General features: G+C 68.5%; 18 protein-coding genes, 1 tRNA gene and 1 pseudogene. 12 read left to right on the top strand and 8 right to left on the bottom strand.

The features are described 5' to 3' along the window. The first annotated feature begins 270 nt into the window (after positions 1 to 270). From K8640_RS12170 to K8640_RS43085, 3 genes are read left to right on the top strand one after another with little or no spacing between them, the layout of a single operon-like run. Entirely contained in the window at positions 271 to 1,719 is a 1,449-nt protein-coding gene (locus tag K8640_RS12170) for an ATP-binding protein (RefSeq protein ID WP_223747198.1), read from the top strand. After that, complete coding sequence (locus tag K8640_RS12165) at positions 1,716 to 2,699, top strand: PD-(D/E)XK motif protein (protein ID WP_223747197.1); 984 nt, start codon at positions 1,716 to 1,718, stop codon at positions 2,697 to 2,699. The genes K8640_RS12170 and K8640_RS12165 overlap by 4 nt, the downstream gene beginning before the upstream one ends. Then, positions 2,696 to 5,677, top strand: a complete 2,982-nt coding sequence (locus K8640_RS43085) for a Z1 domain-containing protein (RefSeq protein ID WP_223747196.1) — start codon at positions 2,696 to 2,698, stop codon at positions 5,675 to 5,677. The genes K8640_RS12165 and K8640_RS43085 overlap by 4 nt, the downstream gene beginning before the upstream one ends. A gap of 603 nt (positions 5,678 to 6,280) precedes the next feature. On the opposite strand, the pseudogene K8640_RS12155 reads toward K8640_RS43085, so the two are convergent. After that, positions 6,281 to 7,461 (bottom strand): annotated as a pseudogene (locus tag K8640_RS12155) (IS3 family transposase). 47 nt (positions 7,462 to 7,508) lie between these two features. Between K8640_RS12155 and K8640_RS12150 the strand changes: the two are divergent. Both K8640_RS12150 and K8640_RS42490 read left to right on the top strand, forming a co-directional pair. Next, complete coding sequence (locus K8640_RS12150) at positions 7,509 to 8,114, top strand: tyrosine-type recombinase/integrase (RefSeq protein WP_370640334.1); 606 nt, start codon at positions 7,509 to 7,511, stop codon at positions 8,112 to 8,114. Further along, positions 8,033 to 8,215 carry a hypothetical protein gene (locus K8640_RS42490; protein ID WP_255652940.1) on the top strand — a complete coding sequence of 61 codons (183 nt, stop codon included), beginning with the start codon at positions 8,033 to 8,035 and terminating at the stop codon, positions 8,213 to 8,215. Before K8640_RS12150 ends, K8640_RS42490 begins: the two co-directional genes overlap by 82 nt. A gap of 23 nt (positions 8,216 to 8,238) precedes the next feature. On the opposite strand, the gene K8640_RS12145 is transcribed toward K8640_RS42490, so the two are convergent. Next, positions 8,239 to 8,315 (bottom strand) — tRNA-Pro (locus K8640_RS12145). 266 nt (positions 8,316 to 8,581) lie between these two features. Between K8640_RS12145 and K8640_RS12140 the strand changes: the two genes are divergently transcribed. Continuing rightward, positions 8,582 to 8,962: a two-component system response regulator gene (locus tag K8640_RS12140; RefSeq protein WP_046718495.1), complete on the top strand. Its 381-nt coding sequence runs from the start codon at positions 8,582 to 8,584 to the stop codon at positions 8,960 to 8,962. A gap of 10 nt (positions 8,963 to 8,972) precedes the next feature. On the opposite strand, the gene rpe is transcribed toward K8640_RS12140, so the two are convergent. Further along, positions 8,973 to 9,629, bottom strand: a complete 657-nt coding sequence (rpe, locus tag K8640_RS12135) for a ribulose-phosphate 3-epimerase (protein ID WP_141325276.1) — start codon at positions 9,627 to 9,629, stop codon at positions 8,973 to 8,975. 172 nt (positions 9,630 to 9,801) lie between these two features. On the opposite strand from rpe, the gene K8640_RS12130 reads away from it, so the two are divergent. Continuing rightward, positions 9,802 to 11,331 carry an HD family phosphohydrolase gene (locus K8640_RS12130; RefSeq protein WP_223747195.1) on the top strand — a complete coding sequence of 510 codons (1,530 nt, stop codon included), beginning with the start codon at positions 9,802 to 9,804 and terminating at the stop codon, positions 11,329 to 11,331. Positions 11,332 to 11,585: 254 nt separating this feature from the next. On the opposite strand, the gene pyk is transcribed toward K8640_RS12130, so the two are convergent. The 4 genes from pyk to K8640_RS12110 form a co-directional block, all read right to left on the bottom strand. Then, positions 11,586 to 13,013: a pyruvate kinase gene (gene pyk, locus K8640_RS12125; protein WP_223747194.1), complete on the bottom strand. Its 1,428-nt coding sequence runs from the start codon at positions 13,011 to 13,013 to the stop codon at positions 11,586 to 11,588. 101 nt (positions 13,014 to 13,114) lie between these two features. Then, entirely contained in the window at positions 13,115 to 13,981 is an 867-nt protein-coding gene (locus tag K8640_RS12120; protein ID WP_223747251.1) for a hypothetical protein, read from the bottom strand. Positions 13,982 to 14,135: 154 nt separating this feature from the next. Next, positions 14,136 to 15,593, bottom strand: coding sequence for an NFACT family protein (locus K8640_RS12115; protein ID WP_223747193.1), 1,458 nt, complete (start codon positions 15,591 to 15,593; stop codon positions 14,136 to 14,138). A gap of 98 nt (positions 15,594 to 15,691) precedes the next feature. Further along, on the bottom strand, positions 15,692 to 15,910 hold the full coding sequence (locus tag K8640_RS12110) for a hypothetical protein (protein WP_046716140.1): 219 nt from the start codon (positions 15,908 to 15,910) through the stop codon (positions 15,692 to 15,694). 363 nt (positions 15,911 to 16,273) lie between these two features. Here K8640_RS12110 and K8640_RS12105 point away from each other — a divergent pair, with 363 nt between their 5' ends. Then, positions 16,274 to 17,560: a glycoside hydrolase family 1 protein gene (locus K8640_RS12105; protein WP_223747192.1), complete on the top strand. Its 1,287-nt coding sequence runs from the start codon at positions 16,274 to 16,276 to the stop codon at positions 17,558 to 17,560. A 16-nt stretch (positions 17,561 to 17,576) separates the two neighbouring features. On the opposite strand, the gene dusB is transcribed toward K8640_RS12105, so the two are convergent. Continuing rightward, positions 17,577 to 18,599 (bottom strand): tRNA dihydrouridine synthase DusB, encoded by a 1,023-nt coding sequence (gene dusB, locus K8640_RS12100; RefSeq protein WP_223747191.1) that lies wholly within the window; start codon positions 18,597 to 18,599, stop codon positions 17,577 to 17,579. Between the two features lie 94 nt (positions 18,600 to 18,693). On the opposite strand from dusB, the gene K8640_RS12095 reads away from it, so the two are divergent. From K8640_RS12095 to K8640_RS12080, 4 genes are all read left to right on the top strand, one after another. Continuing rightward, on the top strand, positions 18,694 to 20,130 hold the full coding sequence (locus K8640_RS12095) for a site-2 protease family protein (protein WP_223747190.1): 1,437 nt from the start codon (positions 18,694 to 18,696) through the stop codon (positions 20,128 to 20,130). Between the two features lie 86 nt (positions 20,131 to 20,216). Continuing rightward, positions 20,217 to 21,308, top strand: a complete 1,092-nt coding sequence (locus K8640_RS12090) for an acyl-CoA desaturase (protein ID WP_223747189.1) — start codon at positions 20,217 to 20,219, stop codon at positions 21,306 to 21,308. Positions 21,309 to 21,476: 168 nt separating this feature from the next. Further along, on the top strand, positions 21,477 to 22,001 hold the full coding sequence (locus tag K8640_RS12085; protein WP_223747188.1) for an RNA polymerase sigma factor: 525 nt from the start codon (positions 21,477 to 21,479) through the stop codon (positions 21,999 to 22,001). Continuing rightward, positions 21,998 to 22,816: a DUF1109 domain-containing protein gene (locus K8640_RS12080; protein WP_223747187.1), complete on the top strand. Its 819-nt coding sequence runs from the start codon at positions 21,998 to 22,000 to the stop codon at positions 22,814 to 22,816. The genes K8640_RS12085 and K8640_RS12080 overlap by 4 nt, the downstream gene beginning before the upstream one ends. Positions 22,817 to 22,897: the final 81 nt, after the last annotated feature.

Genomic DNA, 22,897 nt, shown 5'->3' with positions numbered 1-22,897 from the left:
GGCAGCCCGGTCGAGGTCCGGGAAGCAGGAACAGCGTGACAACGGGAGCGTGTTCCCCTGTAAAGTCGCACCGACAGCGCACGGGCAGGTCGGGAGGGTCGCTCCGGCCGATGGCGTGGGCCGTCACGGCCTGCGTCCGGCACCAAGTCTTCGAGGTGATGCAGACCGGAGATCCAGGCTGTCTCGCGCGTGACTCTTCCCTGCGGGCGACGGCGCCCTGACACCTCCTGGCAAATGGCCTTAGACGACCGGATTCCTCCAAACCCGCGGATGCTCATCCAGGCGCTCCGCTCCATCGGCTACAGCCTCGAGCAGGCGGTCGCCGACATCATCGACAACTCCATCAGCGCGAAGAGCCGAAACGTCTTGGTGCGACTGGTCCGCACCGACGAGGCCATCGAGCAGGTTCTGATCGTTGATGACGGGACCGGCATGTCCGAGCGACGCCTCCACGAGGCGATGCGCTTCGGCGCCGACACCGAGAAGTCTTTGGAGTCACTGAGCAAGTTCGGGATGGGCCTCAAGCTCGCCTCCTTGAGCCAAGCCACCGAGCTGACCGTCGGTACGCGGAACGCCGGAATCGCGAGTGGCCGTCGCTGGACGGTCGAGAGCATCAGCGACGACTGGCGCTGCGACATGGTCCCCCGGCCGGAGATCACACGCCTACTGAAAGGCTCGTGGGGCCCGGTCGACGTCTCACGGAACGGGACGGTCGTGGCGTGGTCTGACCTCGACCGCATCCGCGTCGGGAAAGGAGGGCTCGACGCCACCATCAAGCGGCTCATGGACCGGCTGCGTCTCCACCTCGGGCTCCACTTTCATCGGTTCCTGGAAGACAAGCGGATCCGCATCTGGCTTGACAGCCAGCAGGCAGGAGCCGAGCCGAACGACGTCCGCTTCGAGGTGGAGGCACTGAACCCGTTCAGCTACGACCGAAGCGGAGACCCTGCCTATCCACGCGCGTTCCCGCTAGATCTCGGCGACCTGGGCGAGCTACTCATGGAGGCGCACGTCTGGCCGGCAAACTCGCCGGAACGCACCTACAAGCTCGATAGCGCCGCGAATCGTCAAGGCTTTTACTTCTACCGCAACGACCGGCTCATCCAGGCCGGGGGGTGGAATGACATCCGCGACACAGAGCCGCACTCCTCGCTCGCTCGCGTGGTCATCGACCTGCCCCCGAAGCTCGACTCCCACTTCAGCCTCGACGTCCAGAAGTCCAGCATCAAGGCGCCCCCGGTCTTCACGACGGCACTCCGGAACGCGGTCGACGGGAGAAAAACCAAGTTCTCCGAGTACCTGAAGACCGCGCAGAGCATCTACCGCAAGCAGGAGCGCGCCAACCCAGACAACTTCCCCCTCGTTCCGGTCGACGGCCTCCCTGCGTACCTTCGCGACAACCTCCGGGAGACACTCGCTCCGAACGAACGGCGAGTGCGGCAAGTGAACTTCGAGTGGGCGGACATCGAGGGAGGCGACTTCTTCGAGATCGACCGCGAAGGGCTCGTCATCCGTCTCAACCGCACATACCGCAACCGCGTCCTCGGAAACCGGCGCCCCTCGGCAGCGGATGCCCCGCTCCTCAAGGTGCTGCTGTTCCTCCTGCTGCAGGAGGACCTCGATAGCGGTCGGGTCTCGCGCAAGCAACGCGAGTGGCTGGACACCTGCAACCGCGCGCTTGCCCACGCCATGAAGGTGCTCCGGACGGATGACTCATGAGCCCCGAGCGCCACATGACGTGGGACAACTTCCGCGAGACGCTACTCTCGCCGGGAGTACCCGCGCTCCATCCGGTGCGCCACGCAGGCTCCCCCGACGTCGAGCTCTTCGTCGACGCGGACGCCTCTCGGCTCGGGCTGAGGACAGTGGCTCCGGCGGGAAAGGTGGAGCTGTCGAGCCCTCTCGCTGCCATCGAGGTCGGGCTACGACTGGTCAGGGGTAACCGCGTAGTCGAGGTCTCCACCCGGACGGCTGCCCTTCACCAGCAGTTCTACGCTTTCATGGTGGATATCGCCGACCGCATCCAGCTCGGCAGCCGCCCGCCGGCCGCAGCCATTGCGGAGGCCATCGAGGACTGGAACGCGCTGCTGCTGGAAGCCTCCGTGATGAGCGTCGAGGCGCAGACAGGCCTCTTCGGGGAGCTCTGGTGCTTGGAGCGACTTCACCGGTCGGAGGGCGCGGAAGCGGTCGACGCATGGGTGGGTCCCCTCGGGGAACCCCACGACTTCCGCCGAGGCGACGTCGAGATCGAGGTGAAGACGACCCGGTCGGCAGAGCGCGTGCACGTCATCAGCGGCCTGCACCAGCTGGAACCCAGTATCGGCCGTGCACTCTTCCTCCTGTCCCTTCAGGCGGAACCCGCGGGGGCCCGCTCCGGGGAGACGCTTCCAGAGCGCGTAGCCCGGCTTCGGGCCCTCCTCTCGGCCGTCCCAGGCCCGGCCGCGAAGTTCGACCGGCTCCTTGTCCGGACCGGATACCGGGATGAGGATGCCCCTCACTACCGAAGACGCCTGCGCCTGCGCACCCCTCCCCTTCTCGTCCCAGTCGACCACAGGTGCCCAAAGCTCGTCTCGGAGCATGTCCGGATGGCACTGGGCGAGTCCCTCGCCGCTCGGCTCAGCGACGTCCGATACCGTGTGCGGCTGTCGGGACTCGGCTTCGAGGACGGGACGCCCGACTTCCTGACCCTGCTGCCGTGAACCTCCGCTTCAACCCGCCCGCCGAGGAATCAATGTCGCCGGAAGAAATGCTGCTGGTCATCCGGACTGCCCTGAGCACCATGGGCGAGAGTGCCCAAGACTTGGGCCCGCAGTCGCTCGAGGACGAGCTCCGCGAGGCTACCCGCAAGCGCCGGCTCGCGTTTCCGGCTGACGGCATGGAGCGGCTGACGGGCCAGCTCCTCTCAGATGACGCGAATGCCACCGGTCGCAACCTGTTCGCGCGCCACTTGCATCGCTGGGACTTCCTCGACGCGCCGTGGACCGCGGGGACGCCCCCCAACTCCCGGGAGCGGCGTCAGCACATCTATGAACTCCTCGCGGTGGATGCCAGGTTCCGCGCTCTCTGCGACACCCTCATCCCTGCGCGCACGGACGTGGAGGAGCCGACCGTCATCGCGGAGAAGCACGAGCCTTGGTACATTGCGGAGCGGAAGGCGAAGCACACCTTCTACTGGGAAGCCTACAAACGTCAGCTGCGCGAAGTGAACGGGTGGCCCGAGGGGAACATCATCGACCTCGACCGCACCACCGACCAGATCGTCGAGCGTCTGAGTGACCCGGAGCGCCGGGAGGCATACCAGACGAAGGGCCTCGTCGTGGGCTACGTCCAGAGCGGCAAGACAGCGAATTTTACCGCCGTCGTCGCCAAGGCGGTGGACGCGGGCTATCGGCTCGTCATCGTCCTCGCTGGGACGCTGAACGTGCTGCGCGAGCAGACCCAGCGTCGCGTCGACAAGGAGCTCATCGGCAAGGAAATCATCGGCCTGCACCCCGACGAGCATGGCCGTCACGACTACAGCGACGATGCCGAATGGCAGAGCTTCATCTCGCACGGCGAGCTTCCGAGCAATCTCGGCGCCTTCGACTGGCAGAGGCTTACTGGGTCCAAGGAGGACTACCGGAAGCTGGCTCGGGGAATTGATGCCCTCGAGTTCCACAAGGTGCTCAATGGCCGGCGCTACAACGACCCGGCCAACCTTCACCCCTCCAAGGCTCGCCTGATGGTGGTGAAGAAGAATACGACGGTCCTCCGGCGGCTCGCTCATGACCTCGGTGCACTGCGTGGACGCCTCGACGAGGTGCCGGCCCTCATCATCGACGACGAGTCGGACCAAGCATCGGTGAACACAGTCAAGCCTGGCGGAGACCGAGACAGGACGGGGACGAACAAGGCCATCGTGGGCCTTCTCGCCGCGCTGCCCCGGGCCCAGTACATCGGGTACACGGCAACGCCCTTTGCAAACGTCTTCATCAACCCTGACGACGCGGAAGACCTCTTCCCCAAAGACTACATCATCTCCCTCGACCGACCGGTCGGGTACATGGGCGTTGCGGACTTCCATGACCTCGGGGGCAACGCGCCCAAGGGATTCGCGTCGAAGGAACGCGCCTTCGTGCGCAGCGTCAAGGGTGATGACTCCGAGGCCGAGAACCTACAGCGGGCCATCGACAGCTTCGTCCTCGCGGGCGCAATAAAGTTCTACCGGAGCCGGGCGAGTCGGGACCTCCGCTTCAAGCATCACACGATGCTCGTCCACCGCTCTCACCAGATGCAGGACCACGAGGAAGACGCAAAGCTCGTCCGCGACACGTTCGAGAATGCCGCCTATCACGGCGCGGGGCTGGTACGCCTCCGCAGCCTCTTCGAGGAGGACTTTCTGCCCGTGCATTCAGCACAGGAGCCGGGCCTCCCGATGCCCGCGAGGTTCAAGGACCTCGAGCCCTTCGTGGCCAAATGCCTCGCGGCCATTGGGGACAAGCCGGTCAGCATCGTCAACGGGGACCTCGCCAACCGGGACCAGACCCCCAACTTCGACAAGGAGAGCGTGTGGCGCATCCTCGTCGGCGGGACCAAGCTGTCGCGAGGCTACACGGTGGAGGGGTTGACCATCAGCTACTACCGCAGGCGCGCGAAGAACGCGGACACCCTGATGCAGATGGGCCGCTGGTTCGGCTTCCGGCGCGGCTATCGCGACCTGGTCCGTCTCTTCATCGGGAGAAGCGAGCCGGACGGCAAGACGACGATCGACCTCTACGAGGCATTCGAGTCCATCTGCCTCGACGAGGAGCTGTTCCGCAACAAGCTCCAACGCTACTCGCGCGAGCGCAACCCACCGCTGACCCCGAAGCAGATCCCGCCGCTGGTGCCCAGCTACCTCCTGATGCCCACCGCGCGCAACAAGATGTACAACGCCAAGCTCCAGTCGGAGAACTTGGGTGGCGAGTTCGTCGAGAGCACACTCGCCCCGAAGGCTCCCTGCCTCGCAAACGAGAAGCTCGTGAGGTCCCTGCTTGGTGCACAGGCCCTGAAGAAGATCGGGCTCGCGACGGAGAAAAAGGGCAAGGCGGTGGGCTTCGAAGCGCGCGTTGCGGTCCTCGAGACCGGCGCGGTGCTCAAGTTCCTCGAGAGCTACGCGTGGTCGCAGGATCCCAAGCTGGAGCCGGTCTTCGAATTCATCCGGGGAGGCATGGGCGACCCCAACATCAAGGACTGGCTATTCCTCGCCCCCGTCGTGGACTCCCCCAAGACCGAAGGCGAGGTCTGGGAGGCGGGCAAGAACCGGTTCCCGGTCATCCACCGTGGCCGCATCGGGGAGGGGACCTTGCGTTTCAAGGCCTACAGCGACCCCGGACATCGTGCCGTGGCAGCGGCGATCTCGGGCGCCGAGGATCTCCCCTGCCGTAGTCCCGAAACCGAGAAGCTTCACAGCAAGAACCGCGCAGTCATCCTCTTCTACCCGTGCCGGGACACCAGGACCGAACCGGAGAAGGCGGTCACCATGGGCTTCTCGCTCCTCTTCCCCAAAAACAACCTCACGCAGCGCTTCTACTTCACCGTCCGGGATGCCGGCAGGCCCGATGCGGTCGTCATCGAGGACGACTCGCCGCCCCCGATCCAGAACTCCTTGCGACGCTCGCGAGGGCGCTCCGCCGCTCGAAAGGGGCTTGGCTCGTGACCACCGACCGAGGCCCCGTCTACCGCGCTCCCCGACATCCTCATTCCCAATTGACTGCAGGGAGCGGGCCGGGAGGATTCCAGTTGGGGCAATGACGAGTGCGGAAGCAGCGAGCACCTGCTGCCGGACGGGCGCATCCTCCGCGTGTGGGTCGAGAACCAACAGCCCGGCGTACCGGACCGGCACTGGTGTTTCTCGTTCATGGCCTACCCGACGCGCGAGGACCTCGGGGACGTGACGGTCACCGACGTTATCGCCGAGGCCGTCACCTCCGAACGCGCCGCGCGAGCCCTGCTCGCAGAGTTCCTCGGCTCGCCCAATTCAGCCTCCTCACGCCCCCGCCAAGGCTCGTGGGGCCGACGCCCCGCACATCCCTGTCCATGCGCCATGCGCATCCATCCAGACTTGAGCGTGTCCGCAAAATAGGTCGAGGGCGTCCGGCGTTGAGGAGGCATGAGCCGGGGAGAACTGACCGACGCGCAATGAGAAAGACTGGCCGGCTTGCTGCCACCGCAGCAGCCGGCCAGGGGACGGCCCAACAAGGGGTCGCGGTAGGGACGGTGGAGTTACACCGGTCTCATTGAGTCCCGGCGACTTGGTGGGTCAAGCCGCAGTTGAGTACCTCTTCTCATAGTTAGCAGGAGACTGGTAGCCGAGGGCGGAGTGCCTCCGGCGCAGGTTGTACCAGCCCTCGACGTACTGGAAGACAGCCATCCTGGCTTCTGCGTGAGTGCGGAAGGTCCGTCGGTCGAGCAACTCGCACTCGAGGCTCGCGAAGAAGGATTCGTACAGCGCGTTGTCGTACGCGTCGCCGACGCACCCCATGGAGGGACGGACTCCAGCCTGCCTGCACCGCTGCTCGAAGCTCAGCGAGGTATATTGGCATCCCTGGTCCGAATGATGGATGACGTCTCGGGGCTGGCGCTGGGCGACGGCCATGTCCAGCGCGGCGATGACCAACTCTGACTTCAGGTGAGTCGCCATGGCCCAGCCCACCACCTTGCGACTCCACACGTCGATGACGACAGCCAGGTAGAGCAAGCTCGCCCACGTCGGGATGTAGGTGATGTCGGCGACCCATAACTCGTTTGGCTCTCGGGCCTCGAATCGGCGCTCCACCAGGTCTGCAGCGGGTTGTGCCGCGTCATCTCGCTTCGTCGTCACGCAGTATCCCCTCCGACTGACTCCCGCCAACCGCGCCTCCCTCATCAGTCTGGCGACGCGCCGCCGTCCCACCTGGAGGCCGTGAGTGTCGGCCAACTCCGCCCGGACGCGAGGTGCGCCATAGGTGCCGTCCGACATCTGGTGGATGGCGTGGATGCGCTCGGAGAGGTGGGCATCCTCCTAGGCCCGTTTTGAGGCGGGCCTGCCTCTCCAGGCGTAGTAGCCGGCCTCGGTGACGCCCAGCGCCCGGCACATCGTCGACACCACATGTTTGGCCTGGTTCTCGCTCACGAATCGGAACGCCTCTTGGGCGTCCCGACGCCTTCCTGTGCGAACTAGGCCGCGGCTTTTGAGAGGATGTCACGCTCCTCGCGCAGCACCTTCACCTCGCGCCGCAAGCGGGCCAACTCCTGCTTCTCGTCCGTCGTCAACCCATCCTGTCGCGTGCCCTCGTCCAGTTCGCTCTGGCGTACCCAGTTGCGCACCGTCGTGTCAGTGACGTGGAACTCCTCGGCCAGGCTGCTTGTCGTCCGTCCTGCCTTCGTCAACTCGACGATTCGCGCTCGGAACTCCGGCGGGTATGGGGCTTCGGCTTCGGCATCGTTGGGTCCTTCTCCCACAGTTGAATGGACTCAACGAACCCGACGCAACTCCAAACGTGCTGGTGGTGCTCAACACAGTCTTCAAGGCCGCGCTCAGGTGGGGCGTCATCGAGCAGATGCCCGCCACCATCGAGCTGTTGAAGGTGGCGCCCTCCACCATGGAGTTCTACGAGCCGCACGAGTTCGAGCGGCTGGTGGACGCTGCGGCGAAGGTGGACCACCAGCACCTCGTCTTCATCCTGCTCGGCGGAGAAGCGGGGCTGCGCTGCGGCGAAATCATCGCCCTGGAGCAGACGGATGTGGACTTCATCCGGGGCGTCATCCACGTCCGCCGCTCGGAGTGGGAAGGGCACGTCACCCTGCCCAAGGGCGGACGGGCCCGGCAGGTGAACATGACCGCCCGGCTGGCGGACGCCGTCCGCAAGCAGCGGCACCTCCGGGGCGAGCGCATCCTCTGGCGGGCCGACGGCCACCCGAAGGGTGACCCAGGTACTGCTGAACAAGTGGATGAGCCGCATCCAGCGGCTGGCCGGACTGAAGGTGACGGGGCATCCACATCCTCCGCCACACCTTCTGCTCCCGGCTGGCAATGGCGGGCGCTCCGGCGAAGGCCATCCAGGAGCTGGCCGGGCACCAGAACCTCGCCACCACCCAGCGGTACATGCATCTGAGCCCAGCGGCCAAGTCGGCGGCCATCCGGATGCTGGAGGGGCCGAAGCCGGAGGCCCAAAATGGAGACGGGCTGGAGACCATTAAGATCTCCAGCCCGTAACCAAGTAATTCTGACTACTTAGGTGGTCGGGGAGACAGGATTTGAACCTGCGACCCCTTGGTCCCGAACCAAGTGCTCTACCAGGCTGAGCCACTCCCCGATATGTCCGTCCGCCGGCGGGTACTCCTCGGGACCGGCGAAAGTGCGGCGGTAGTACCCGAGCCTCACGGCTGAGTCAACGTCCTCGGATCACCTTTTCTTTCCCCCTCCCCACCTCCACACCCTCCTGCGGTCCGAAAAGACCCTCGCTCCTCCCCTCGCCCCTTGCCTCCTCTAACAATTGTCCTGACATTCCGATAGTTCCGGATATATTCACCAGTCCCCTCTGGGCCGAGAAGGCAGCTGGCCGTGCAGCTCCATACGAACATGCCCCCCGTCGTCCTCATCTCCGATGATGAACCGCTCATCGTGTCGGCCCTCGCCCGGGAGGCGAAGCGGTCCGGCCTGACGTGCATCTCGGACACGACGTCGGAGCGCGTCCTCGAGCTGGCCCGCCTCCACCGGCCCGCCGTCATCATCCTGGACATCAACCAGCACCAGGACGGGCGGGATTTGCTCGCCCAGCTCAAGCAGGACCCCGCCACCCGCGAGTGCAAGGTCATCATCCTCAGCGGCGTCGAGGACCAGTTCACCCGCCACGTCTGCTTCGAGCTCGGCGCCGACGACTACGAGGTGAAGCCCTTCGACCCCACGTTCATGACCCGCGTCGCTCGACTCGCCACCACCGTGGCTCGCACCCGGGCCTGAAACCCCGCCGTCACCCCCGGAGCGAACGGATGGCCGCCGCCCGGTCCTTCGCCCCGAAGACGTAGCTGCCCGCCACCAGCACCGTCGCCCCCGCCTCCACCACCTTCTTCGCCGTCTCGGCGTTGATGCCCCCGTCCACCTCGATGTCCGTGTCCAGCCCCCGCGCGTCCAACATCGCGCGCAGCCGGCGCACCTTGTCCACCGTGGACTCGATGAACCCCTGCCCCCCGAACCCGGGGTTCACGCTCATCAACAACACCATCTCCACGTCCCCCAGCACCTCCTCGATGGCCGACAACGGCGTGCTCGGGTTCAACACCACCGCCGGCTTCGCCCCCGCATGACGAATCTGCTGCAGCGTGCGGTGCAGGTGCGGGCTCGCCTCCACGTGCACCGTCAGCACGTCCGCCCCCGCCTTCGCGAAGGCCTCCACGTACTTCTCCGGCTCCACAATCATCAGGTGCACGTCCAACGGCTTCGTCGCCGCCCGCTTGATGGCCTCCACCACCACGGGGCCAATCGTGAGGTTCGGCACGAAGCGCCCATCCATCACGTCGACGTGAATCCAATCGGCGCCCGCGGCTTCGATGTCGCGGACCTCCTCGGCCAGGCGACCGAAGTCTGAAGACAACAGCGAGGGCGAGATTCGGACAGGGCGGCGGCTCATGGGGGCGCTACATACCCCGCTCCCTTTCACCCCGACAGCGAAGGAATTCCCCGACGTCCGTTCTAAAGCAGAAAACCAAGCAGGTCGGGCCCCAGGGCGACCACCTGCCCGGGCGTGTTACAACCTTGGAATCCTGCCCAACCGCAGGACACACCTCGCCCGGAGCCACCCGGTGCCCTCTTCCGCCCTCGCGCAGCAGCCGACTCCGCCGCAGCCCGACCTCACCCGCCGCCTGGCGAAGCTCACGTCCATCCTCGACGTGGCCAAGGCCATGAGCGCCGAACGGGACCTGGACCTGCTGCTGCCGCTCATCCTCTACGAGGCCACCAAGGTGGTGGAGGCGGATAGGTGCTCGCTCTTCATCCTGGACCGCGAGCGCAACGAGCTGTGGAGCAAGGTGGCCCAGGGCTCGAAGAACGAAATCCGGCTCCCCGTGGGCAGCGGCATCGCCGGACAGGTCGCTCACACCGGCACCATCATCAACATCCCCGACGCCTACGCGGACACCCGCTTCAACCGCTCGTTCGACGTCTCCAGCGGCTACCAGACGAAGACCATCCTCTGCGTCCCCATGCGCGACGCGAATGGCGACGTCACCGGCGTCATCCAGGCTCTCAACAAGCTCGGTGACCTGGCCTTCAACGCCGAGGACGAGGAGCTGCTGCTCGCCCTGGGCGCGCAGGCCGCGGGCGCCATCGAGAACGCCCTGCTCCACGAGGAGATCAACCGCCTGTTCGAGGGGTTCGTCTCCGCGTCCGTCGTCGCCATCGAGCAGCGGGACCCGACCACGGCGGGTCACTCGGGCCGCGTCGCCGACCTCACCGTGTCCCTGGCCCAGGCGCTGGAGCACCAGTCCACCGGCCCGTATACCCAGGTGCGCTTCTCCGCCACCGAGATCCAGGAGCTGCGCTACGCGTCGCTCCTGCACGACTTCGGCAAGGTCGGCGTGCGGGAGAACGTCCTCGTCAAGGCGGAGAAGCTCTATCCGCATGAGCTCGAGGTGCTGCGCGCCCGCTTCCAGCTCGCCCGCAAGGATTTGCAGCTGCAGAGCTACCGGCGGCGGTTCGAGGCGGTGAAGAAGCGCGGGGACTCGGCGCTCGCGGAGATTGAAGCCGAGGAGACCGAGCGGCTCGACACGGAGCTCAAGCACCTGCACGAGGTGTTCGAGTTCGTCCTCACCTGCAACCGGCCCACGGTGCTGGCGCAGGGTGGGTTCGAGCGGCTCACGGAGCTGGGCCACCTGAACTTCCAGGACGACGCGGGCCAGACGCAGCCGCTGCTCCTGCCGCGCGAAATCCAGTCGCTCTCCATCCCCCGCGGCACCCTCTCCGCCGACGAGCGCCGCGAAATCGAGAGCCACGTCGAGCACACCTACCGCTTCCTCACCCAGATTCCGTGGACGCGCGCCCTGCGCCGCGTGCCCGAAATCGCGTACGCGCACCACGAGAAGCTCGACGGCACCGGCTACCCCCGCGCCATCCCGGACCGCACCATCCCCGTCCAGTCGCGCATGATGTCCATCTCCGACATCTACGACGCCCTCACCGCCAGCGACCGGCCCTACAAGAAGGCCGTGCCGCACACGCTCGCGCTCGACATCCTCAAGAAGGAGACGCAGAACGGGCAGCTCGACCCCGAGCTGTTCAAGATCTTCGTCGAGGCCGAGATTCCCCGCCGCGCACTGAAGCACGCGCCGAAGTAGCGGACCGGCTTCTCTGGCACAGCTCATTCACCAGCTCCGCCCTCGCCGAGGGCTCGGCCGTCGAAGCACGGCGTAGGAGCTCCACCCTCGCCGAGTCCAGGCCTGGCCTGGCCTGGCCTGGCGGGCGACGGTTCGCTCCGGCTCCGCCCTCGTCCAGTACTCGGCCCTCGAAGCACGGCACTTCACTGACCCCAGGAAACAAACGGGGCCCGCCGCGCGAAGCAGCGAGCCCCAGGTCCTCACGGCGTCAGGCTTCAGCCGATGGTGTGCAGCCGCAGGCTGTTGATCTTCCCCGGCTGCCCCACGGGCGCGCCGTAGACGATGACGATGCGGTCACCCTTGCGACCCAGTCCGCGCGCGAGCAGCTCCTCCTCCACGCGGCGCACCATCGCCTCCGTGTCCTGGATGGGCTCGAGCACCCGCGGCACCACGCCCCACAGGAGCGCCAGTCGCCGACGGACCTCCTGGTTCGGGCTGAACGCCACAATCGGCACCGTCGGCCGGTAGTGCGACAGGAGCCGCGCCGTCACACCCGACAGGGTGAAGGCCGCAATCAGCGAAGCGTTGCTCGCCTTCGCCGCCTCGCACGCCACGCGCGCGATGACGTCCGGGAAATGCGAGGGCACGCCCAGCGGCGCGTCGATGCGCGGCGACAGCCCCTGCACCCGCGACGAGGACTCCGCCGCCAGGATGATGCGCTCCATCATCTGCACGGACTCGATGGGGAACTTGCCGCTCGCCGTCTCGCCCGACAGCATCACCGCGTCCGCGCCGTCGAACACCGCGTTCGCCACGTCGCTCGCCTCGGCGCGCGTGGGCCGCGGGTTGTCGATCATCGAGTTCAACATCTGCGTCGCCACGATGACCGGCAGGCCGCGCAGGTTCGAACGCCGGATGATGTCCTTCTGCACCGCCGGCACCTCCTCGGGCGGAATCTCCACGCCCAGGTCGCCGCGCGCCACCATCACCCCGTCCGTCTTGTCCAGGATGGCGTCCAGCCGCGCGATCGCCTCCGGCTTCTCCAGCTTGGCGATGATGGGCACCGTGCGGCCCACCTCGGCCATCGCCTGCCGGGCCGTGTCCAGGTCGGACGGCTGCCGCACGAACGACAGCGCGATGTAGTCCACGCCCGCCTTGATGCCGAAGACCAGGTCCTCACGGTCCTTCGGCGTCAGCGCCTCCGCGCGCACCGCCACGCCGGGCAGGTTGATGCCCTTGTTGTTCTTCAGCGTGCCGCCGTGGATGACCTCCGTCTTGATGAGCTTCTGCTTGTCCGTGTGGAGCACCTTCAGCTCCAGCAGGCCGTCATCCAACAGGATGCGGTCCCCCGGATTCACGTCCGCCGCCAGGAACGGGTACGTCGTCGACACGATGTCGTCCGTGCCCGGCACCGTCTCGTCCGTGGTGATGTGGAAGGTGCCCCCCTCCTTCAGCTCCGTGCTGCCCTGGGTGAAGCGGCCCGTGCGAATCTTCGGGCCCTGCAAATCACCCAGGATGCCCACCGCCTTGCGCACCTTCAGCGAGGCCGCGCGCAGCTTGGCGATGTTCTCCGCGTGCTGCTCGTGGCTGCCGTGGGAGAAGTTCAACCTCGCCACGTCCATGCCGTTCTCCAGCAGCGCCTCCAACATCTCCTGGCTCTGACTCGCGGGCCCGAGGGTGCAGACAATCTTCGCTCGTCGCATATGGCTCGGGAGGATGGGTGGACCTCATGGAGGCGTCAAGCACGCACCACGGGTCGCTTCGCTCGGTAAACCGGTAAATGAGCCAGCGAGCAGAAGAGCCATCAACCGCGCAACAACACGCCCAGGTTCTCCCGCTCCCAGCGCAGCGCCGCCGTGTAGTGCGGGTACGTGCGCTCGCGCTCCCGGAAGGCGCGCGGATGGTGGACGCGGCGCCCGCCCCGCCCCGTGCTCGGGAAGAGCTGATGGAGCATCTCGTGGTAGACGATGAACTCCACGAAGAAGGCCGGCACCTCGGGCCTGTCCAGCGCGGGATGGATGCGAATCTCCCGCGTCTGATGGTCGTACACGCCCAGGCGGATGGACTTCCGACGCCGCCGGGGCGGCATGCGCCCCCAGCCGATGCGCGCCTGGATGACGTTGTCGAAAAATGTCGCGTTGACCCCGTTGTAAAGCGCCTGCAGGTCGAAACAGCGACCCAGCGGGTTCAGGTCCGCGTCGGATTCGCGCCGCACCTGACGGATGCGCGGCTGCTGTCCCCGGATGTACTCGTCCAGCAGCACGCCCGCGGTGCGGTGGCCCCGGCCCGCGTAGTCCGCCACCGCGCGCACCACCGTCTCCGGCGCGTCCAGGAACATGTGGTGCAGGCGCAGCTGCAGCGCGTTGCCTCCCCGACGGAAGGACACCATGGTGGAGCGGTTGTCCGTCACCGCCAGCTTCACCGGCATCCCCAGCTCCGCGCTCAGCCGCCACGCGAGCGACTCCGCGCGGTTCCACATGTCCTCGCGCGTGGAGGAGACGTTGAGCATGCGCGGCGCTTCCTCGGGCACCCGGTTGCGGGGCGGAGGAGGACGGGGCGCCGGGGGCGCCAGCTGCGCCTCGAGCTCCGCGACGACGTCCGGGGCACGCGGCTCCGCGGCCGCCGCCGTGGCCCGACTGGCCGCGGAGAGGCCGCGTGGGAACAGGGACATCTGACGGAAAAACTCGGAGGTCACTCGTCGCGCATCGTACCCGCCAAGGCTCCGGACTCAAGGCCGCAGGCCCCTGCCCGCCTGCCCTCCGTCAGCCCGTCAACCGCGTCCGCCCCGAGTCCCCGGGTGATTCACACTCCGGGGGCGGCATCCGTCACGGAGCGGGCACCTCGGTGTGACGGGACTTGAGCAGTCGCTCCAGCCGCTCGGGCTCCATGCGCACCACGAAGGTCTTCTCGCGCGTGTACGTCACCTGCCCGTGCGCGCCGCCCTTCACCTTGCGCACGAACTTCACCGGCACGTAGCTCACCTCGCCCCGCGGCTCGCCCTTCGCCCCCGAGTGGTGCAGCGCCAGGTGCGCCGCGTCGAGCAGCGCCTCCTGCGCGGGCTCCTGTCCCTTCTCCAGGGGCAGCACCACGTGGCTGCCCGGCACGCCGCGCGCGTGCAGCCACAGGTGCCAGGGCCGGGCGAGCTTGAAGGTGAGCGTGTCGTTGTCCTCCGAGCCCCGGCCCACCCAGATGCGCGCGCCCGCGTGGCCCACGTACTCCTTGAAGGGCCGGCCCTCCGGCGTCGCCTCGCCGCCCGCGGAGACGTGCAGCACCTCCACCTGGGCCAACAACATCGCCTCGTCCATGCGCTCCACCTGCTCCAGCGCGGCCTGGGCGTGGGCGACCTCGCGCGCCAGCTCCGCCTCGCGGTGGCGCGCCTGCTCCACGCCGCGCAGGAGGCGCCGGTACTGGTGGAAGTGCCAGTCCGCCTCCTCCTTGGGCGTGCGCTTCGGGTCCAGCGGCACCCGGACCTCCTGGGCGCCTTCCTCCGTGTACTCGGTGAGCGTCACCTCGGTGGCGCCGCGCTTGAGGCGGAAGAGGTTCTGCGCGAGCAGCTCTCCCAGCCGGCGGTGCTTCTCCGCCTCCGGCCCGCGCGCGGCCTCCGCCCTCACCTTCTCCAGGGTGCGCGAGGAGCGCTTGAGGCGGGCGCGGTACGGCTGCGCGAGGCGACGGCGGATGGACTCGGCGCGGCTCTGCTGGTCGCGGGCGCCGAGCAGCCGCTCGGCCGCGTGGGAATAAGGGAGCACCTCTCCCTCTGTTGGCACCAGGCGGGAGGCGACCTTGAGCGCCTTCTCCAGCGCCTCGGCGGGCATGGGCTCCGGCGGCGTCCACGCAGCGCCTGGGTACAGATTGCGGCGGGGTCCGAAGCCCTCGCCCGAGAGCATCAGCACCCGGTTCTGCTCGCTCGAGAGGAGGAGTCCCCCCGGAGAGCCCAGCTCCATCACGAGGTGACGGCGCACCTCCTCGCGCTCGAAGTCGAGCCGAACCACGCGCTCGGCCTCCATGAAGCGGGCGCCGGTGAGCTTCGCGCCGGTCAGCTCGTGGCGGAGCCAGCGCTGGAAGGGGGCGGGCTCGCCCGGCGTGGGGAAGCGGGAGGTGGCGGCGGAGACGCGGGCCAGGTCTCCCTCCGCGCACAGGCACAGGAGGATGGAGCGTCCGGGGACCCGCAGCTCCAGGTAGGCCAGCCTCGGCAGGGGGCACCAGGCCTTCTGGGCCACCGCTCCCGTCAGCTGACTGCCCACCTCCGCCACCACCTGTGAGAGCTCCACGGGACGCAGCGACACGGGCAACCTCCTGTCCGGACAAAAGAAAAACGGCCCGGCGGGTTTCGCCGAGCCGTTCACCGGACGTCAACCGACGTCCGCGAATGACGACCTGCTGCTCAGGACTCCGGCGTAACCGGGGCCGCCGTCGCGCTGGTCTTCTTCGCCCGGGCCGCCTTCTTACGGGCGGGGGCCTTCTTGGCGCGAGCCGCCGTCTTACGGGCGCCGCCCTTCTTGGCCGCGGCCTTCTTGGTCGCGGTCTTGCCAGCCGTCTTGCGGGTGGTCGTCTTCTTAGCCTTCGCGCTGGTCTTCTTCGCGGTCTTCTTCTTGGCGGCCATCAGAACCCTCCATGTGATTTGGCCCCAGTCAACCGGGGCCCTGCACTCTTCCTGATGAAAGTGAGTGCTTGAAGTGAATGGTACGGGCGACACACCAGTGTGTCAACGCATGGTGATGTATTGCATCGCGCGGCGAGGCCGATTTTTCGGCATCGAGCGGTGCCGAGGGCCTCGAACGGAGGTTCGCGGACACTTCGGAGGCGCGTCGCCGAATCGCGCGCGAGGCCGATTTTCCGGCTCCGGACGCGACGGAGGCCTTCGCTTCCGCGCTCGCGCGGACGCACTGTCGGCTGCCGCGCAAAGGCCCGAGCGGCACGCGGCGCTTTTCGCGAGGGAGGTCGGCGTCTACGGTGCGCGGCCACGATGAGGACCCCCGAGCGCACCTTCCCCGCGGACTTCACCTTCGGCGTCGCGACGTCGGCGTACCAGGTGGAGGGCGGCATCGAGAACGACTGGGCCGAGTGGGAGCGCGCTGGAAGATTGAAGGAGCCCCACGCGCGCTGCGGGCGGGCGGTGGACCACTGGAACCGCTACGAGGAGGACTACCGGCTGGCGACGGCGGTGGGGGCCACCGCGTTCCGCATCTCCCTGGAGTGGGCGCGAATCGAGCCTGAGCGCGGGCGCTTCGACGAGGCGGCGCTCGAGGGGTACCGGGAGCGGCTCCTCAAGATGAAGGCCCATGGCCTCACGCCGGTGGTGACGCTGCACCACTTCACCCACCCCACCTGGTTCCACCGCGAGACGCCGTGGCACCAGCCCGAGAGCGTGGAGGTCTTCCGCCGTTATTCCCGCCGGTGCGCGGCGCTTCTCGAGGGGCTGGGCGCGCGGGTCATCACCTTCAACGAGCCCATGGTGCTCCTGTTGGGCGGCTACCTGCAGGGCGCCATCCCCCCGGGAATCGCCGACGGGGCGCTCACCATGAAGGCGCTGGAGAACCTGGTGCGCGCGCACGTGGTGGCCCGGCGGGAAGTGGGCGAGAGGCTGGGCCGGGTGGAGACGGGCATCTCCCAGAACATGCTGGCCTTCGCGCCGGACCGCTGGTGGAACCCGCTGGACCGCGCGCTGGTGCGGCTGGGGGGCCAGGCGTACAACCACGCCTTCCATGAGGCGCTGTCCACCGGGAAGCTGCGGGTGAACATGCCGGGGGTGGCCACCACCCGCGTGGACATCCCGGAGGCGCGCGACTCGGCGGAGTTCGTGGGGGTGAACTACTACAGCCGCGCGCACCTGCGCTTCGTGCCCCGGCCGCCGTTCATCGAGTTCAAGTACCGCGACACCCAGGGGCGGGGCCTGACGGACATCGGCTGGGAGGACTGGCCCGAGGGCTTCCTCCAGACGCTGCGCGACGTGAAGCGCTACGGCAAGCCGGTGTGGATTACGGAGAACGGCATCGACGACCGGAGCGGGACGCGCAGGCCCCAGTACCTGCACACCCACCTGGGACAGGTGCTCGCCGCGCGGGCCGAGGGCGTGGACGTGCAGGGCTACCTCTATTGGAGCCTGCTCGACAACTTCGAGTGGCTGGAGGGCTGGGGCCCGCGCTTCGGCCTCTACCACGTCGACTTCGACACGCTGGAGCGCAGGCCCACGCCCGCGTGCGACTACTTCCGGCGGGTGGCCACCGGGCGGAAGCTCGTGGCCCCGCTGTAAGAAGTTCCGGGCCCGCTCAGCCGAGCGCGGCCCGGTAGTCGACGTCCTGCTCCTCCTCGGAGGCCGCGCCCGAGTTCGAGGCGCGGTCCGCGGTGGCGAAGAAGGCGCGCACCGCGTCGGCGACGGCCTCCGGTGCGTCCAGGGTGTTCACCCGGGCCCGGAAGACCGCCGCGCCCACCAGGCCATGGGCGTACCAGCCCAGGTGCCGGCGGAACGAGCGCACCGCGCCGAGCGGGTCCCCCACGAAGGCCAGGTGCGCATGGAAGTGCTCCAGCACCAGGGCGCAGCGCTCCTCGGGGGTGGGCGGCTCGCCTCCGTTCAGCTCGCGAAAAATCCAAGGGTTGCCCAGGGCCGCGCGGCCAATCATCACGAAGTCGCACCCGGTGGTCTCCAGCATCCGGCGCGCGTCCTCGCAGCTCTTCACGTCGCCGTTGCCGAACAGGGGCAGCTCGGGGAAGTGGCGCTTCACGTCGGCGATGACGCTCCAGTCGGCGCTGCCCGAGTAGCCCTGCTCGCGGGTGCGAGGGTGGATGGCCAGCCCCGCGCAGCCCGCCTCCTGGAGGGCCTCCGCCATCTGGAGGTAGTTGCGGGAGCGGGCGTCCCAGCCCGAGCGAATCTTGCAGGTGACGGGCAGGCCCGAGGCCTCGCGCATGGCGCGGACGATGGCGGCGGCGCGGGGCGGGTCGGAGAGCAGCGCGCTGCCCGCGCCGTTCTTGGTCACCTTCTTCACGGGGCAGCCCATGTTGATGTCGAGCAGCTGGGCGCCGTGGGACCTGCCGACGCTGGCGGCGAGCCCCATGGCCTCCGGGTCTCCTCCATAGAGCTGGAGCGAGTAGGGCTTCTCCACCTGGGCGTCGAAGCGCAGGTACATCAAGGTGCGCTGGTTGGCCCGCATCAGGCCCTGGGAGCTGACGAGCTCGGTGGGGCACAGGGCGGCGCCCATGCGGAAGGCGAGCACCCGGTAGGGCATCTCGGACACGCCGGCCATGGGGGCGAGGACGTAGGGGTTCGCGAGCGTGAAGGGGCCGAGTCGCAGCATGGGGCCTGAGGAACCTAGCGGAATCGAAAGAACCGGTCGCGGGATGTGCGCTCCGGACTGCGCAACCGCCCTTCAACGGTTAAGGTCCGTCTCCATGTTCCGCTTTCGTCTCGGGAGCATTCCCGTCGAGGTCCATCCCAGCCACCTGCTGGTCTCCGCCATCATCGCGTACACGTCGATGAGAGCGGCCCAGAACGGCTGGCCCTTCGCCCAGGTCGCGGGGGCTCCCGCGCTGGGGCAGGCCAGCGCGATGGGGGTGTTCGTCCTCTCCTGGATGCTCATCGTCTTCGTGTCCGTGCTGGTCCACGAGCTGGGGCACGCCCTGGCCAGCCGCCTCTTCGGCTATCGGCCGAGCATCGCGCTCGTCTGGTTGGGCGGCCACACCCTGCCCACCGACACCCCCGGCCCCCTTCCTTGGAAGCGGGACGTGGTCATCACCGTGGCGGGCCCGCTGTTCGGGCTGATGCTCGGCGTGGTGTGCCTGGTGGGGTACCTGTTCCTGAGCGGGGGCTCACCCGCGCTGGACTTCTTCCTGCGCACCTTCGCGGGGGCCAACTTCATCTGGGCCATCTTCAACATGCTGCCCGTGCTGCCGCTGGACGGCGGGCGGCTGGTGAACACCCTGTCCACGCGCATCTTCGGGCCGCGCCGGGGCATGGTGGTGTCCCAGGGGCTGGCCCTGCTCGTGTGCGTGGCGGTGGTGGGCTACAGCCTGAGCACCGGCTGGCTCTTCGCCGGCATCTTCTTCGCCATGTACGGCTACCAGGCGTTCCGGATGCTGACCGAGGCGCTGGGCTCCGGCTCCTCGGGCACGCTGAGCAGCGGCGCGCTGGAGAACCCGCTCGCGCAGAAGTTGCGCGAGGGCAAGTTCGCCCTGGACGCGGGGCGGATGGACGACGCGCGGCGGCTGGGGGCGCAGGTGCTGGAGGGTGGCGACGCGCTGACGCCGGAGCTGGCGAGCCATGCCCACCACCTGCTCGGCTGGGTGGCGCTGAAGGAGGGCCAGGGGCGGCAGGCGCTGGACCACTTCTCCCAGGTGCAGGGGCTGCAAGTGGAGCCGCACGCGGTGGCGGCGTCCTTCTCCCTGGTGGGGGATGACGCCCGCGCCCTGGACTGGTGGAAGCAGGCCTGGCAGACGTCGTCGGACCGCACGGTGATGCACGAGTACGCCGGGACGTTGATCCGCCTGGGCCGCGCGCCGGAGGCCCTCAAGCTGCCGGGCGTGGATCCCGCGGCGGCGTACTCCTGCGCCGAGCGCGTGCTGTTCATCCGGGGCGCGTACTCGGAGGCCGCGGCGGTGGGCGAGGCGGCGCTGGAGCACGCGCCGAGCGCGAGCATCGCGTACGACGCCGCGTGCGCCCATGCCCGGGCGCGCAACGTCACGGACGCGATGAGGATGCTGCGGCGCGCCAGCGAGCTGGGCTTCCGGGACGCGGCGTATGCGGCGTCCGATTCGGACCTGACGGCGCTGCACGGCCAGCCCGCTTTCGAGGAGTGGTTGACGGAGCTGAAGCAATCCGTCGCCTCCTGACAGAGGCATGACAGGAGGGGGTGTTGATGCGGGATGAGGCTGCGCACCTTCGGGTCCGCCGCCTTCCTTCCGCTCACGAGGCTCCCTTGCAGACATCCTCTCCTGCCGCGGCTCCAGCGGACGACGAGCGACTGAACTGGCTGTCGTCCATCCCGTTCTTCGGCGTCCACGTCATGTGCCTGTTCGCCTTCGTCGTGGGGGCGAAGCCGGTGGACCTGGCGGTGTGTGTGGGGCTGTACATCGTCCGCATGTGGGGAATCACGGCGGGCTACCACCGCTACTTCTCCCACCGGGCCTTCAAGACGGGGCGCGTCTTCCAGTTCATCCTGGCGCTGGTGGGCAGCACGTCGACGCAGAAGGGTGTCCTCTGGTGGGCGGCCAACCACCGCCACCACCACCGGTACTCGGACCAGGGGGAGGACATCCACTCGCCCGTGCAGAAGGGCTTCTGGTTCAGCCACGTGGGTTGGATTCTCTGCGACAAGTACGGCAAGACGCGCATGGAGGGCATCAAGGACTTCGCGCGCTTCCCGGAGCTGGTGTGGCTCAACCGCTTCCACCTGGTGCCGTCGATTGCGCTGGCCGTGGCGCTCTACTTCATCGGCGGGTTCTCCATGCTGGTGTGGGGCTACTTCGTGAGCACCACCCTCTTGTGGCACGGGACGTTCACCATCAACTCCCTGAGCCACATCTTCGGCAAGCGCCGGTACAAGACGACGGACACCAGCCGGAACAACTGGCTGCTCGCGCTCGTCACCCTGGGCGAGGGCTGGCACAACAACCACCACTACCACCAGAACACGGCCAACCAGGGCTGGTTCTGGTGGGAGGTGGACCTCAGCTACTACTCGCTGAAGGTGCTCTCCTGGTTCAAGGTGGTGGAGGGCCTGCGGCTGCCGTCGGAGGCGACGAAGTACTCGTACCTCAAGTACACGGCCGAGGAGCGCGCCGAGCTGGCCGCGCCGACGAGCTTCTTCGGCGCGGGTGGGGCTCGCGCGCAGCTGGTCGCCGCGAAGTCCGCCGCGGAGGCGCAGCTGGTCGCCGCGAGGTCCGCGGCGGAGGCCCAGCTCCTCGCCGCGAAGACGGCCGCCGAGGGCAAGGTGCGCGAGGCGCTGGCCGCCGCCGCGGACCACCTGCCCTCCTCCGCACCCACACCCGAGCCGCTGCTCAAGCCGTGAGCGGCAGCCGGGCGGCGCGCCTTGCTTCCGGGTCCACCGTGACGGGATAGAGTGCGCCGGTCCGTGGCTCCGCCTCCGCCTCCGCCGATGAAACCCGCCTCAGCGCCCGCGCGTACCGGAGAGGACCCGGTGCGCGCCTGTGTCGCCGCCGATCCCGACGAGGTGCTGATGGCGCGGTTCTGCGAGGGACATCCCCCGGCGTTCGACGCGCTCTTCCAGCGCCACGCGGGGCCGGTGCGCGGCTACCTCACCCGCCTGACGGGCAGCGAGGCCACGGCCGAGGACCTGGTGCAGCACACCTTCATGTCCCTGGTGCGCTCGCGAGGGCGCTTCCAGCCGGGCTCGCGCTTCAAGCCGTGGCTGTACGCCATCGCCACCAACGCCGCGCGGGACTTCCAGCGCCGGGGACGCCGGCCCGAGGAGCTGACGCCCGAGGGCGAGCTGCCCGTGGTCGCCGACGAGCGCACCGGCCCGCGCGACGTGGGCCTGGAGCGGGCCGTGCGGCAGGCGCTGGACCAGCTCCCCGAAGGACAGCGCATCCCCATCCTGCTGCACCGCTTCGAGGGGATGGGCTTCGCGGAAATCGCCGACACCCTGGGCCTCACCGAAAGCGCGGTGAAGGTGCGGGCCCACCGGGGCTATGCGCGGCTGCGCGAGCTGCTCACGGCCCTGCGCACGGAGACGATGGAATGACGCCGGAGTGTTCTCGGGTGATGGACCGCCTGGGCGAGATGCTGCCCCCGGAGCTGGAGTCCCACGTGGCGACCTGCGCGGACTGCCGGGCGATGACGGGGGGCTTCGACCTGATGGGGGCGCCTGGCAAGCTTTCCCACCCCCTCGCGCGAGAGGTGCTGGCGCCGTCCACCGAGCGGCTCGCGAGCGAGGGCGCGTCCCTGGATGCGGCCCACAGCTTCGCGTACGAGGCGCTGGCCCGGCGGCCCCGGGCCCGGCCCTGGTGGCACGAGCTGCTGCTGCTCCTGGGGGTGCACGGCGCCATCGCGATGACGGCGTTGGCCGTGCTGGCCCACGGGGCCTGGGTGGCGAACCGGGCCGACGTGCCCGTCATCGTGGGCGTGGGGCTGCTGCTCACCGCGCTCCTGTCCTCCGGGGCCTATGTCGCCCTGGCGCCTCATCGCAGGACGGTGCCCTGGGGTGGCGTCATCGCGGTGATGCTCTCGGTGGGCGCCACCGTGGTGCTGTCGGGCTCCGGGGTGCGGACGGCTCCGCTCATGGCGGGCATCCTCGGCTGCGCGGGTACCGAGCTGGCGGTGACCGCCGTGCCGCTCGCCTTCACGCTGGTGCTGCTGTGTCGCTCCGCGTACCACCCGGTGCGCGCGCTCGCCGCCGGACTGTCGGCCGGAGGGGTCAGCCTGCTGGTGCTCCACCTGCACTGCGCCGACGGGACGACGCCTCACCTGCTCGCCGGGCACGTGGTCCCCTGGCTGGCGCTCGGGGGCATCACCCTGTTGCTGCGCGCCCTGCTGCCCACCCGCAGCCACGCGCCCTAGGCCGCCTGCTCCTCCCTCGCTCGGAGCCGTGCCCAGGTTCCGACAGGCCCTTCACGAACGTTGAAGCATCCGCGTTCGCGA

Source organism: Myxococcus sp. XM-1-1-1, from assembly GCF_020037095.1.
Classification (GTDB): Bacteria; Myxococcota; Myxococcia; order Myxococcales; family Myxococcaceae; genus Myxococcus; species Myxococcus fulvus.
This window is presented reverse-complemented; position numbering and strand designations above follow the sequence as displayed.

Excerpts from the sequence above, each read along its gene's own strand:
- pyk (WP_223747194.1), bottom strand. The coding sequence starts at position 13,013 with ATGCGACGAGCGAAGATTGTCTGCACCCTCGGGCCCGCGAGTCAGAGC.
- K8640_RS12170 (WP_223747198.1), top strand. The coding sequence starts at position 271 with ATGCTCATCCAGGCGCTCCGCTCCATCGGCTACAGCCTCGAGCAGGCG.
- K8640_RS42490 (WP_255652940.1), top strand. The coding sequence starts at position 8,033 with ATGGCGGGCGCTCCGGCGAAGGCCATCCAGGAGCTGGCCGGGCACCAG.
- rpe (WP_141325276.1), bottom strand. The coding sequence starts at position 9,629 with ATGAGCCGCCGCCCTGTCCGAATCTCGCCCTCGCTGTTGTCTTCAGAC.
- K8640_RS12105 (WP_223747192.1), top strand. The coding sequence starts at position 16,274 with ATGAGGACCCCCGAGCGCACCTTCCCCGCGGACTTCACCTTCGGCGTC.
- K8640_RS12080 (WP_223747187.1), top strand. The coding sequence starts at position 21,998 with ATGACGCCGGAGTGTTCTCGGGTGATGGACCGCCTGGGCGAGATGCTG.
- K8640_RS12140 (WP_046718495.1), top strand. The coding sequence starts at position 8,582 with ATGCCCCCCGTCGTCCTCATCTCCGATGATGAACCGCTCATCGTGTCG.
- K8640_RS12120 (WP_223747251.1), bottom strand. The coding sequence starts at position 13,981 with ATGTCCCTGTTCCCACGCGGCCTCTCCGCGGCCAGTCGGGCCACGGCG.
- dusB (WP_223747191.1), bottom strand. The coding sequence starts at position 18,599 with ATGCTGCGACTCGGCCCCTTCACGCTCGCGAACCCCTACGTCCTCGCC.
- K8640_RS12165 (WP_223747197.1), top strand. The coding sequence starts at position 1,716 with ATGAGCCCCGAGCGCCACATGACGTGGGACAACTTCCGCGAGACGCTA.
- K8640_RS12095 (WP_223747190.1), top strand. The coding sequence starts at position 18,694 with ATGTTCCGCTTTCGTCTCGGGAGCATTCCCGTCGAGGTCCATCCCAGC.
- K8640_RS12110 (WP_046716140.1), bottom strand. The coding sequence starts at position 15,910 with ATGGCCGCCAAGAAGAAGACCGCGAAGAAGACCAGCGCGAAGGCTAAG.
- K8640_RS12085 (WP_223747188.1), top strand. The coding sequence starts at position 21,477 with ATGGCGCGGTTCTGCGAGGGACATCCCCCGGCGTTCGACGCGCTCTTC.